This window comes from Sodalis sp. RH24 (assembly GCF_047324145.1).
GTDB lineage: Bacteria > Pseudomonadota > Gammaproteobacteria > Enterobacterales > Enterobacteriaceae > Acerihabitans.
Map to the genome: position 1 here is coordinate 3,279,979 of NZ_CP178729.1, position 12,852 is coordinate 3,292,830.

8 protein-coding genes are annotated in these 12,852 nt (G+C 56.9%); 5 read left to right on the forward strand and 3 right to left on the reverse strand.

All coding sequences use genetic code 11. The features are described 5' to 3' along the window. Positions 1-318 precede the first annotated feature (318 nt). Positions 319-4,005 carry a methionine synthase gene (gene metH / locus ACL2XG_RS14915; RefSeq protein WP_413721831.1) on the reverse strand — a complete coding sequence of 1,229 codons (3,687 nt, stop codon included), beginning with the start codon at positions 4,003-4,005 and terminating at the stop codon, positions 319-321. 293 nt (positions 4,006-4,298) lie between these two features. Here metH and gntK point away from each other — a divergent pair, with 293 nt between their 5' ends. After that, positions 4,299-4,850 carry a gluconokinase gene (gntK, locus tag ACL2XG_RS14920; protein WP_413721830.1) on the forward strand — a complete coding sequence of 184 codons (552 nt, stop codon included), beginning with the start codon at positions 4,299-4,301 and terminating at the stop codon, positions 4,848-4,850. A 293-nt stretch (positions 4,851-5,143) separates the two neighbouring features. Next, positions 5,144-6,955 (forward strand): phosphogluconate dehydratase, encoded by a 1,812-nt coding sequence (gene edd / locus ACL2XG_RS14925; RefSeq protein ID WP_413721829.1) that lies wholly within the window; start codon positions 5,144-5,146, stop codon positions 6,953-6,955. On the opposite strand, the gene metA is transcribed toward edd, so the two are convergent. Both metA and ACL2XG_RS14935 read right to left on the reverse strand, forming a co-directional pair. Beyond that, positions 6,952-7,881, reverse strand: a complete 930-nt coding sequence (metA, locus tag ACL2XG_RS14930) for a homoserine O-acetyltransferase MetA (RefSeq protein ID WP_410012646.1) — start codon at positions 7,879-7,881, stop codon at positions 6,952-6,954. The genes edd and metA overlap by 4 nt on opposite strands. A gap of 161 nt (positions 7,882-8,042) precedes the next feature. Further along, positions 8,043-8,912, reverse strand: a complete 870-nt coding sequence (locus ACL2XG_RS14935; RefSeq protein WP_413721828.1) for a LysR family transcriptional regulator — start codon at positions 8,910-8,912, stop codon at positions 8,043-8,045. 161 nt (positions 8,913-9,073) lie between these two features. Between ACL2XG_RS14935 and ACL2XG_RS14940 the strand changes: the two genes are divergently transcribed. From ACL2XG_RS14940 to ACL2XG_RS14950, 3 genes are read left to right on the forward strand one after another with little or no spacing between them, the layout of a single operon-like run. After that, positions 9,074-10,279 carry a M20 family metallopeptidase gene (locus tag ACL2XG_RS14940; RefSeq protein ID WP_413721827.1) on the forward strand — a complete coding sequence of 402 codons (1,206 nt, stop codon included), beginning with the start codon at positions 9,074-9,076 and terminating at the stop codon, positions 10,277-10,279. A gap of 1 nt (position 10,280) precedes the next feature. Next, complete coding sequence (locus tag ACL2XG_RS14945; RefSeq protein ID WP_413721826.1) at positions 10,281-11,084, forward strand: transporter substrate-binding domain-containing protein; 804 nt, start codon at positions 10,281-10,283, stop codon at positions 11,082-11,084. After that, a complete protein-coding gene (locus tag ACL2XG_RS14950) occupies positions 11,071-12,780 on the forward strand; it encodes a M28 family peptidase (RefSeq protein ID WP_413721825.1) in 1,710 nt (569 codons plus the stop codon). Before ACL2XG_RS14945 ends, ACL2XG_RS14950 begins: the two co-directional genes overlap by 14 nt. Positions 12,781-12,852 lie beyond the last annotated feature (72 nt).

A 12,852-nucleotide genomic window follows, 5' to 3' on the forward strand; every position in this document is an offset into this window, starting at 1 on the left:
AAGTGGCTCTAAGTATTTTAAAAAAAATTAATATAATTAAAATAATATAAAACTTTTCTTTCTCAGCTTGTCCTTGAGTACGATTAAATTTAACCCGTCCATCCCAATAGGTAAAATAATTATATTATTAGCTATAATTAATTAGCGTTAAATCATTTAAAACAAAAATTGAATATTGCTAATAGATTCAATATTAAGCATATCGATATTTTTTTCTTATGAAACCGCGCGGGGGGAATGGGGAAAGCACAATGAAGCAGCGCGGCGCGTCAACGCCGGGCCGCCCCGCTATTTTACCGCTGTGACATCTGTGACCGATCAGTCCGCATCGTAGCCCAGGTTCGGCGCCAGCCAGCGTTCAACTTCAGCGATAGGCATATTTTTACGCCGGGCATAATCTTCCACCTGATCCCGCTGGATCTGCGCCACGGCATAATATTTACTGTCGGGATGGCTGAAATACCAGCCGGAGACCGACGCGCCGGGCCACATGGCATAGGACTCCGTCAGGCGCATCCCGGCGGTGTCGTCCACATTCAGCAATTGCCAGATAGCCGCTTTCTCGGTGTGGTCGGGACAGGCCGGATAGCCGGGCGCCGGGCGGATGCCCTGGTAGTTTTCCCGAATCAATTCGTCATTGCTCAGGTTCTCGTTGGGCGCGTAGCCCCAGTAGACTTTACGCACCCGCTCATGGAGATATTCGGCAAAGGCTTCGGCCAGACGGTCGCAAAGGGCTTTGACCATGATTTTATTATAATCGTCCTGTTGGGCGTCAAAGGCCGCCGCCAGCGCATCTTCCTCCAGACCGCCGGTGACGGCGAACGCGCCCAGGTAGTCCGCCTTGCCACTGTCTTTCGGCGCCACAAAATCCGCCAGGCAATAATTGGCGAATTCGCTTTTCTCCGTCTGCTGACGCAGATGATGGCTGACCACCAAAATTTCGCGCCGGCTTTCATCGCGATAGATTTCGATGTCGTCGCCCACCCGGTTGGCGGGAAAAATACCCACCACCCCGCGCGGGTTAAGGGATTTTTGCGCGGAAAGCTGGTCCAGCAGGGCATTGGCGTCGTCAAACACGCGTTTCGCCTCAGCGCCGACCACTTCATCCTCCAGGATGCGGGGGTATTTACCCGCCAGCGACCAGGTCATAAAAAACGGCGTCCAGTCAATATAGTTGCGCAATGTCTCGATAGAGGCGCTGACGGACTGAATGCCCAGGCGATGGGCCACCGGGGGAATATAGCTATCCCAATCGATGGCCAGGTCGTTATCGCGCGCGGCCTGCAGCGAGACCGGCGGCGTACGGGGCTTTTTGCGGCCATGCTGGATGCGCACCGTGTCATACTCCTTACGGGTACGCACTATAAATTCATCCCGCTGCTCGTCCGACAGCAGGGCCGACACCACCCCCACGCTGCGCGAGGCATTCTGCACATACACCGTCGGCCCGCTGTAGTTTTTCTCGATTTTAACCGCGGTGTGCGCCTTCGAGGTGGTGGCGCCGCCAATCAGCAACGGCAGGGTAAATCCCTGGCGTTCCATCTCTTTGGCGACGTTGACCATCTCATCGAGCGAGGGCGTGATCAAGCCCGACAGGCCGATAATATCCACGTTGAATTCCCGCGCCGCTTTCAGGATCTTATCCATCGAGACCATCACGCCCAGGTCGATGATTTCGTAGTTATTGCATTGCAGCACCACGCCGACGATATTTTTGCCGATATCATGCACATCGCCTTTCACCGTCGCCAGCAGAATCTTGCCGGCCGCCTTTTGCTTTTCTTTTCCCGCCTTGATAAAGGGTTCCAGATAGGCAACCGCCTGCTTCATGACCCGCGCCGACTTGACCACCTGCGGCAGGAACATCTTCCCGGCGCCGAACAGGTCGCCCACCACGTTCATGCCGACCATCAGCGGCCCTTCAATCACCTCAATGGGCCGCGCCGCCTGTTGCCGCGATTCTTCGGTATCCGCTTCGATGTATTCGGTAATGCCTTTTACCAGCGCGTACTCCAGCCGTTTATTGACCGGCCAGCCGCGCCATTCCGCCTGCTGTTGTTTCGTATCGTCGTCGTTTTTGCCAACGCGGTATTTCTCCGCCAGATCCAGGAGTCTTTCGGTGCCGTCGGCGCGCCGGTTGAGCACCACGTCCTCTACCGCCTCGCGCAGCTCATCGGACAGGTCGTCATAGATGGCCAGCTGGCCGGCGTTGACGATCCCCATATCCAGGCCGTTCTTGATGGCGTAATAAAGGAACACCGCGTGTATGGCCTCGCGTACCGGCTCGTTGCCGCGAAACGAAAACGACACGTTGGATACCCCGCCGGAAATCAGCGCATGGGGCAGCTCGGCCTTGATATCGGCACAGGCGCCGATAAAGTCCTGGGCATAGTTATTGTGTTCTTCAATCCCTGTGGCGATGGCAAAAATATTGGGGTCGAAGATAATATCTTCCGGCGGGAAACCCACGGTTTCGGTCAGGATGCGGTAAGCGCGGCGGCAAATGTCTATCTTGCGCTGCCGGGTATCCGCCTGGCCCTCTTCATCAAACGCCATCACTACGACCGCGGCGCCGTAACGGCGCACCAAACGGGCATGGTGGATAAAAGCGTCCTCGCCTTCCTTCATTGAGATGGAATTAACGATGCCCTTGCCCTGGATGCACTTCAGCCCCTGCTCGATGACGTCCCATTTCGACGAATCGATCATAATCGGCACCCGGGATATATCCGGTTCGCCGGCGATCAAATGCAGAAAACGCACCATGGCGGCGGCGGAATCCAGCATGCCTTCATCCATGTTGATATCAATAATCTGCGCGCCGCTTTCCACCTGCTGCAACGCCACCGCCAGCGCCTCATTATATTTTTCTTCTTTGATCAGGCGCTTGAAGCGCGCCGAACCGGTAACGTTGGTGCGCTCGCCCACGTTGACGAACAGCGTATCCTTGGCGATATTCAGCGGTTCCAGGCCAGCCAGACGGCAGGCAATGGGCCGCTCCGGCAGGACGCGCGGCGCTATGCCCTCGACGGCGCGCGCCATGGCGGCGATATGCGCGGGCGTGGTGCCGCAGCAGCCGCCGACGATATTCAGGAAACCGGAAACGGCCCATTCCTTGATCTGCCCGGCCATTTCATCCGGGCCGAGATCGTATTCGCCAAAGGCGTTCGGCAATCCGGCGTTGGGATGGGCGCTGACATAACAATCGGCAATGCGCGACAGCTCGGCCACATACTGGCGCAGCTCATCGGGGCCTAAGGCGCAGTTCAGGCCAAAGGACAGGGGCTTGACGTGGCGCAGGGAATTATAGAAGGCCTCGGTGGTCTGGCCGGAAAGGGTGCGGCCCGAGGCATCGGTAATAGTGCCGGAAATCATCACCGGCAACTGTACGCCCATGGCCTCGAATTCGGTTTCGATGGCGAATATCGCGGCCTTGGCGTTAAGGGTATCGAAAATGGTTTCCACCATAATCAAGTCCACGCCGCCCGTCACCAGAGCGTGAACCGCCTCACGGTAAGCGCTCACTAACTGATCAAAACTGACGTTGCGGAACGCCGGATCGTTAACGTCCGGCGAAATGGAGGCGGTGCGGTTGGTGGGGCCGAGGACGCCGGCCACATAGCGGGGTTTCTCCGGCGTGCGCGCCGTCCATTCGTCCGCGCTGCGCCGGGCCAGCCGGGCGGCCTCGGTATTCAGCTCGCTGACCAGCGACTCCATATGGTAGTCGGCCATGGCGATGGCGGTAGAGTTAAAGGTGTTGGTCTCAAGGATATCGGCGCCCGCGGCCAGATAGTCGTGATGGATAGCGGCAATCACCTCGGGCTTGCTCAGCACCAGCAGATCGTTATTGCCTTTCAGATCGCTCGGCCAGTCGGCGAAACGCGCCCCCCGGTAGTCCTCTTCCTCAAGCCGGTAACTCTGGATCATGGTGCCCATGCCACCGTCCAGCACCATGATGCGCTGTGCTAATTGCCTGCGCAGTCCGTCCACTCGATTGTTCACCATTACCCCATCCACCGCTGAAAAAATCATCTTTTATGAAGCCAAAACAGGCAGAACATCCTAGCATAAATTACAGGCAATCGACGCCGAAGGCGCATGAGACTTTTTCAAATCCCACCGGTCCGGCCCGAAACGATGCTGTGCGATGTAAAAAGAATGTTTCAGATTACATTTTTAATTTGAAGCAGATCACAATTAGCGCGAAAAAACGACAAAGCATCTGGAAACCGCAGCAAAAATCGGGATAATGTTACCGGTAACATCACTACACTCTTTTCTGGCCACGGAGCCTTACGATGACAACAACAGCTAACCATATCTTCGTTTTAATGGGCGTTTCAGGCAGCGGCAAGTCCGTGGTGGCCAACGCCCTGGCCCGTGAGCTATCGGCCGCGTTCCTTGACGGCGATTTTTTGCATCCGCGCGCCAACATCAACAAAATGGCGGCGGGACAGGCGCTTAACGACGACGATCGCGCGCCCTGGCTGGCGGCAATCAATGATGCCGCGTTTGCGATGCAACGTACCAACGCCATTTCCATTATCGTCTGTTCGGCGCTGAAAAAACATTATCGCGATCGGCTGCGGGAAGGCAACGCCAACCTGTCCTTCCTGTATCTCAAGGGCGAATTCGATGTGATAGAAGCCCGGATGAAAGCGCGCAAAGGTCATTTCTTCAAGACCCAAATGCTGGTCACTCAATTCGATACCCTGGAAGAACCGGGCGCCGATGAAAAGGACGTCCTGGTGGTGGATATCAACCAGCCGGTGGACGGGGTCATCAACGATGCCCTGCGCTGCATCAAGGAACAGATCGGGGCAACGGCGGCTGACCTCCCGCGCGCTTAAGCAGCGATCGGCACAGCAACTATGCTTGTTATGCCAGGGATAATCATTGTCATACCCGGCCGGTAATCTCCAGAGGGCGCATCCGGCTGTTTAAGCTTTTTTAGCTGAAACGATTCAATTTCACAATATCGCTGTAATAGCCGGCAGGCCGCTTCGCTACCAATAGGTTGTCATTATAAAAAAAGCGATTCGACGGTTTGTCCGGCGGCTGGGACACCAATTCCGTTGTTGAGCCAGGCTCCGCCGACGGCAAGAGCCAGGCTTGACCATTCAATCTTAAGTGTGAGGCAGATATGAATCCTACCGTAGCCCGGGTGACGCAACGCGTTATCGACCGTTCTTTACCCACCCGCACCGCTTATCTGGCGCGCATCGACGCCGCACGCGTCAAAACGGTTCACCGGTCGCAGCTGGCCTGCGGCAACCTGGCCCACGGCTTCGCCGCCTGCCAGCCCGATGATAAGCTGGCGCTGAAAAGCATGACCCGCAATGATATCGCCATTATCAATTCATACAACGATATGCTGTCCGCCCACCAGCCTTACGAGCATTACCCGCAACGCCTGAAGGACGCCCTGCACAGCGTCGGCGCGGTAGGCCAGGTAGCCGCCGGGGTACCGGCGATGTGCGACGGCGTGACCCAGGGACAGGACGGCATGGAGCTGTCGCTGATGAGCCGGGAGATCATCGCCATGTCCGCCGCCATTGGTTTATCCCATAATATGTTCGACGGCGCCTTATACCTCGGGATTTGCGACAAGATCGTCCCCGGGCTGGTGATGGCGGCGCTGTCCTTTGGACATCTGCCGGCGGTATTCGTCCCCGCCGGACCGATGGCCAGCGGTTTGCCGAATAAAGAAAAAGTACGCGTACGCCAGCTCTACGCCGAGGGCAAGATAGACCGCGCGGCCATGCTGGATGCCGAAGCGGCGTCATATCACAGCGCCGGCACCTGCACCTTTTACGGCACCGCCAACTCCAACCAGATGGTCATGGAAATGATGGGCCTGCATTTACCCGGCTCATCGTTTATCCAGCCCAATACCCCGCTGCGCGGGGCCCTGACCGATGCCGCCGCCGTACAGGTTACGCGCCTGACGGAAAACAGCGGCAACTATCTGCCGATTGGCCGGCTGGTGGACGAGAAGGTGATCGTCAACGGCATTATCGCCCTGCTGACCACCGGCGGTTCCACCAACCACACCATGCATTTGGTCGCCATGGCCCGCGCCGCCGGCATTATCATTAACTGGGACGACTTCTCCGAATTGTCGGACGTCGTGCCGTTGCTGTCGCGGATTTACCCCAACGGACCGGCGGATATTAATCAATTCCACGATGCCGGCGGCGTCCAGCTTGTGATACGCGAATTGCTAAAAGGCGGCCTGCTGAATGAAGAGGTCAATACCGTCGCCGGTTTCGGTTTAAGCCGTTACACCATGGAACCCTGGCTGGATCAAGGAGTGCTGGCCTGGCGCGAAAGCACCGAAATCTCGCTCGATCCCAAGGTGATAGCCAGCATCGATAATCCGTTTGAACATCACGGCGGCACCAAGGTGCTGGACGGCAATCTGGGGCGCGCGGTGATGAAAACCTCAGCCGTACCCGTGGCCAACCAGGTTATCGAGGGGCCGGCGATGGTGTTTGAAAGCCAGCATGACGTGGGTCCGGCCTTTGATGCCGGCGAATTGAACAAAGACTGCGTGATCGTGGTGCGCTACCAGGGACCGCGCGCCAACGGCATGCCGGAGCTGCATAAACTGATGCCGCCGCTGGGCGTGCTGCTGGATCGCGGCTACAAGGTCGCCCTGGTCACCGACGGACGCTTATCCGGCGCGTCAGGCAAGGTGCCGGCGGCCATCCATGTCACGCCGGAGGCCTATAACGGCGGATTGCTGGCGAAAATCCAGACGGGCGATCGGGTGCGGGTGAACGGCGTTACCGGCGAGCTGTCGTTGCTGGTGGACACCGACGAACTGGCGCGGCGGATCGTGGCGCAGCCTGATTTAAGCGCGGAGCATATCGGCTGCGGCCGCGAACTGTTCGGCGCGCTGCGCGGGCAACTCTCCGGCGCGGAACAGGGTGCGAGCTGCATTCCCTTTTAATCCAGGGTGGGATTCATTTTTTTCAGATCGTATGGCGTAATCTGGTAAACGTAGTAGTTCAGCCAGTTGGCGAACAATAAATGCCCATGGCTGCGCCAGCTGGCCCTGGGCGGCAGGTCTGGATTATTATCCGGGAAATAGTTAACCGGGATGGCGGGATTCAGGCCGGCCGCCAGATCGCGATGATATTCGCCGGCCAGGGTTAAGGCGTCGTATTCCGGATGACCGGTGACGAAGGCCAGGCGTTTATCGGGACTGGCGAATAGATAGGCGCCGGTTTGCTCCGATTCCGCCAGGATCTCCAGGTCGGTATATTGACGGATAACGTCGGAGGGGAAGTCGGCATAGCGGGAATGCGGCGCCAGAAACGTCTCGTCAAACCCCCGGGTCAGCAAGGCATGCGGCTTAAGGGTGTTATGCTGATATACGCCGGCCAGCTTCTCCCGCCGGGTCATTTTGGGAATGTCGTATAAAATATTCAGCGCCGCCTGTACCGCCCAACAGACGAACAGGGTCGAGGTGACATGTCCTTTAGCCCATTGCAACACCCGGTCTATCTGCGGCCAGAAAATCACATCCTGAAAGTCCACCAGCCCCAGCGGCGCGCCGGTCACCACCAGACCATCGTAGTTTTCATCCTGGATATCCTCAAAATCACAGTAAAAGGTGTTGAGGTGTTCCGCCGGGGTGTTTTTCGACTCATGATTGTCAATACGCAACAGCTGAATATCAATTTGCAACGGCGAGTTGGACAGCAGTCTCAGGAACTGATTTTCCGTCTCGATTTTTTTCGGCATCAGATTAAGGATCAGCACCTTTAGCGGACGTATTTCCTGGGTGCGCGCGCGGGAAGTGGTCATAACAAACACGTTTTCGTTACGCAGGAAATTCACTGCTGGCAACTCATCAAGAACCCGAATCGGCATAACTATAGAACCTCAAAGCATACGTATAAACGTTTAGACATCCAGATGCCCACGATAGCGTTTTTAGTAAATGATGTCGAGTGTTCAACCATTAGTTGAAAATGTTTCATCTTTAGCGAAACATTTTCTTTATTATTTCCAGCTTGTCGAACCGCTGATTATTACCGGACGGGGGGCAGGCCCGCGGCATCGGCCAGCATCTGGATAAAGGGCAGCGTCAGGGCGGAGGTATCGCAGGCGTGACGGTGAAGCAGCCAGGTTCTGTTCTTAACCGCCTGGCCGTCCACAGTGATGGGTAGACGGAACAGCGAATCCGGCAACGGCAAATAGCTGGAGATAATGGCGTAACCTAAGCCATGGTTCACCATGGCCAGGCAAACCTCCAGTTTGTCCACTGTCATGGCGATACGCGGCGCCAGCGAAAAATTGGCATTCCACCAGCGCTCAATCAGTTGGGTAATATGCGGCCCATGATTAATTTTAATCTGTGGCAAATGAGGCAGCAGGCTGAAATTAAGCTCATGCTGGCTTATCAGGTAATAACAATCCTCATCGATCAGCCGTTTGCCCTCTTTCCAGTTAAAATCATCTTTCACCAGCGCCAGATGAATCTCATCCCGTTGCAGGCGCTGGAAAATTTCTTCGCTGTAACCACTGGTAAGGCTAATGCTGACGCCGGGATATTGCCGGCGAAAACGTTCCAGCAAGGCGGGCAGGCGGTAGGCGGCATAATTACTCGACACCCCGATGCGGATCTCCCCTTGCTGTTGCTCATCCAGGCTATGCAGGTTGATTTTTAACTGCTGCATGTCCCTAAGCACCTTATCGGCATGGCTGGCCAGAAATTCCCCCTGCGCGCTGAACGCCAGGCCTTTGCTGTTCTCGTCAAATAACTGGATCGCCAGTTTGCGCTCGATTTGTTTTAAGCGATAACTCAGCGCGGGCTGGGAGGTATATAACTGTTCCGCGGCGCGGGTGATATTTTTATGCTGGTAAACGGCCCGGATAATGAGCCAGTCTTTTTCATTCACGGCCGGTGTCCATGGGAAATTATCTTCCACTATAAAATATTTTTTGGCTTAAGGATGCAAGTCATAAAAACGCTCGATTGGGCTTAGCAGGGAAAATCGCCTATATCTGCGGTATAAGATATTGATGCTGCGCTGAAAACGCACCAAAACAGGGAGACACCATGGCGATTGGCACCATAAGCGAGCAAAAGAATAAAATTATTTATGCTGTTGATGACATGGCTGCGCAGTTAGAACAGCTGGCGTTGCAGATCCATGGCAATCCGGAGCTGAGCTTTAACGAAACGCAGTCCGCCGCCGCGCTGATCGCGCCACTGAGGAGCGCGGGTTTTGTCATTGAACAACCGCTGGGCGGCCTTCCTACCGCCTTTCGCGCCACTTTTGACAGCGGCAAACCCGGACCGGTGGTGGCGCTGCTTGCGGAATACGACGCGCTGCCAGAACTGGGGCATGCCTGCGGCCATAATCTTATCGGCACCGCCGCGGTGGGCGCCGCGCTGGCGTTAAAGGCCGCCTGCCCTGAATTAGGCGGGCGCCTGCTGGTGATCGGTACCCCGGCGGAAGAAGAAGGCGGCGGTAAAATCATTCTCGCCGATCTGGGCATATTCGATGCAGTGGATGCGGTGATGATGGTCCACCCGCGCGAGAAAACCATGGTGGTGCGCGGCGGACTGGCGTGCGTGGATGCGGTATTTAAATTTTACGGCAAGGCGGCGCATGCCTCGTCGGCACCGCAGAAAGGCATTAGCGCCCTGGACGCGGTCATCCATACGTTTGTCGGCATTAATGCCCTGCGCCAGTTCTTCACCGACGATGTGCGGGTACATGGGATTATTACCGATGGCGGCAGCGCCACTAATATCGTGCCGGCCTATGCCGAGGCAAAATTCCTGATGCGCGCGGCGACGGTTAACGGGTTGCGGCTGGTGCGGGATAAAGTGTTCGCCGCAGCGCAAGGCGCCGCCGCGATAAGCGGCGCCAGGCTGGAAATCGAGCCGGGCCTGACCTATGCCGAACGCAACAACAACCTGGCCCTGGCCATGGGTTTTCAACGCAACCTTGAGCTGTTGGACATCGACGTGTTCGATCCGCCGGTAACCGGTGGTATCGGCTCGTCCGATATCGGTAATGTCAGCCAGGTCACCGCGGCCATCCATCCTTATATCCGCATTGGCGACGTTTTCCCGCATACCCCTGAGTTTGCCCAGGCGGCGGCTTCGCCCGCCGGCCTGGACGGCATGCTGCAGGCCGCCAAGGCGCTGGCGATGACCGCCTTTGACCTGAATCAGGATCGCTCGCTATTGCAGGCGGTAAGAGATGAATTTTCGCGCTGGAAGCTCGCCAACCAGGCCGGGCAGGAGGAATAAAATGAAAAACAGAGGGGTACTCGCGTTACTCGGCATGGTTATGGGCGCAACGGCGGCACAGGCGGCCGGTGAAACGGTGCGTATCGGCGCCGATCTGACCTATCCCCCGTTTCAGTACCGGGAAGCGGACGGTACGCCGCGGGGCTTTGAAATCGATATTACCCATGCCGTCTGCCGGGCAATGGCGGTGCAATGTCAATTCGTGGTCAGTAGCTTTGACGCGGAGATTCCCTCGCTGCTGGCTAAAAAAGTCGATGTTATTTCGCCGCTGGGAGCGACCGAAAAACGCAGGAAAGCCATCGACTTCAGTGATTTCGTTTACCATATCCCCACCCGGCTGGTGGCGCGCAAGGGCAGCAACCTGCAGCCGGACGTGGCATCGCTGCAGGGCAAGCATATCGCCGTCCAGCAGGGCACCATCCAGGAGATGTATGCCAACCAGTTCTGGGCCGCCAAGGGCATCGATATCGTCCCTTACGCCGATCAGGATATGATTTATCAGGATTTGGCGGCGGGACGGCTGGACGGCGCATTAAGCCCGGCGGTAGCGGTCACCTATGGTTTCCTGAATAAACCCGAAGGCAAGGATTTCGCCCTGACCGGACCCGAAGTACGCGATGATAAACTCTTCAGCATCGGTTCGGCCTATGGTTTTCGCAAAGATGACGAAAAGATCAGGGCATTGCTAAACGAAGGTTTGGCTAAAATCAAGGCCGACGGCACGTGGGAAAAGATCAAACAGCAGTACTTTGGTGATATCGATTTGTCGGTTCATCAACCGGAGCAGGCCGATGCCAGTCACTGAGCCGCACGCAGGGACGCTATTGCCGCTGATGGACAGCCTGTTGCGGCAGTTCTCGCAGTTGCACCGGTTATCCGGCAGCGACGACGCCGAACGCTCGGCCGGCTATCTGGCAGAGGTGCTGAGCCGTCATGGCCTGTCGCCGCGCATTGAGCAATGTTCATTGTTGTTAAGCAATCCCCTTTCCGGCAGTCTGCAACTGCCGGACTACCCGGCATGGCGCTGCGCGGCCAAGACTCGCTCTTTCTCGGCCAGTTGCCCGCTGGGCGTGGACGCTGCGCTGTTTTACGACGCGCGCTCCACGGACCCGATACCGGATAATCAGATGGCGCAATGGTCCGCCCAGGTGAAAGGTAAGATTGTCATTGCCGATCAGGGTTTTGAAGATTATGTACAGCGGCTTGATGCCGCCGGCGCGTTGGGTCTCATCCATATCTGGTGGTCGGGCGAAACGGCGTTGCATGAGGAAACCGTCGGGCCGATCTGGGGCACCCCGGTGCCCGACGATCGCCATCGTTATCCGCGCCTGCCGGTCATCTCGATCAACCAGCAGCAGGGGCGCGAGCTGCTGGCGCTTTATCAACGGCACCCCGCCCCGCTTACCGCGCGTCTGCGCACCGAGCTGCAGGTGACGGTTTCCACATGCAGCCTGCCGGTGGTGGAGATAGCGGGAGAATGTCCCGAGTTTGTCCTGTTATCTTCCCATTATGATTCCTGGCATGAAGGCGTTACCGATAATGCCACCGGCAATGCGTTATGTCTGGCGATGGCCGTTCATTTTCATCAGCATCGCCACGAATTAACACGGGGTCTGCGAATTGCCTGGTGGCCGGGCCATTCCAATGCCCGCTATGGGGGGTCGACCTGGTATGCCGACCGGTTTCGTCATCCGTTGGCTCAACATTGCGTGGCGCATATTAACGTTGATTCCCCCGGCTGTAGGGAAGCATTGCAGGTAGTGATCAACGCCAGTGGGGCCGAACAGCCTGATTTCCTTAACCGCGCGGTGCGTCGGGTAACCGGTAGTGCGGCACAACGCATTACGCCGTTGGGCAAAGGAGGCGACCAGTCTTTTTGGGGCAGCGGTTTGCCGCTGCATTTCGCCCTGCGCGAAGAGCCGGTAAATAAGAATACGCTGTCGCCGGGCAGCGGCGGCGGCTGGTGGTGGCATACCGAAGCGGATACCTATGATAAGGTCGATCTGGCTATTTTATGGCGTGACAGCCGGATCCATGGTTACTGGCTGGCGGAGCTTCTAACCGCTACGGCGTTGCCGCTGGATCCGCTGGGCTATCGGGATCGGCTGTATAAAGAAATGGCGGCGTTGCAAGATCAGCTGGATCCGGCGTTTGACCTGAGTCCGGCGCTTGACGCCATGGTGGGTCTGCGGGACGATTTGCAGCGGGTGGTAGCATGTTGGCAATACGATACTCAGGCATGGCAGCCGGCAATAATCAAGGTGCTGGCCTTATGGCACCGCCTGCGCTATAGCTCGGTCGATGATTTTCATTACGACCTGAGTTATCACGGCGGCGCATTTCCCGGGCTGCGGATCCTTAAAGATCAGGCCGCCCAGGCCACGCCTGAAACCTTTTTGATGATGACCACCCAGTTCCATCGCCAGCGGGATCGGGCGCTGGATCTGCTGGAGCGCAGCGCGCAAGTCCTGCGTACGGCATTATCGCGGGATCGGCCATAGCGCCCGGGTAGCGAACCGCCAGGGTTACGGACATGAAAAAGCCCTCTGTTTTCTTTGAGGGCTTCGTCAATG

Excerpts from the sequence above, each read along its gene's own strand:
- edd (WP_413721829.1), top strand. The coding sequence starts at position 5,144 with ATGAATCCTACCGTAGCCCGGGTGACGCAACGCGTTATCGACCGTTCT.
- gntK (WP_413721830.1), top strand. The coding sequence starts at position 4,299 with ATGACAACAACAGCTAACCATATCTTCGTTTTAATGGGCGTTTCAGGC.
- metH (WP_413721831.1), bottom strand. The coding sequence starts at position 4,005 with ATGGTGAACAATCGAGTGGACGGACTGCGCAGGCAATTAGCACAGCGC.
- ACL2XG_RS14945 (WP_413721826.1), top strand. The coding sequence starts at position 10,281 with ATGAAAAACAGAGGGGTACTCGCGTTACTCGGCATGGTTATGGGCGCA.
- ACL2XG_RS14950 (WP_413721825.1), top strand. The coding sequence starts at position 11,071 with ATGCCAGTCACTGAGCCGCACGCAGGGACGCTATTGCCGCTGATGGAC.
- metA (WP_410012646.1), bottom strand. The coding sequence starts at position 7,881 with ATGCCGATTCGGGTTCTTGATGAGTTGCCAGCAGTGAATTTCCTGCGT.
- ACL2XG_RS14940 (WP_413721827.1), top strand. The coding sequence starts at position 9,074 with ATGGCGATTGGCACCATAAGCGAGCAAAAGAATAAAATTATTTATGCT.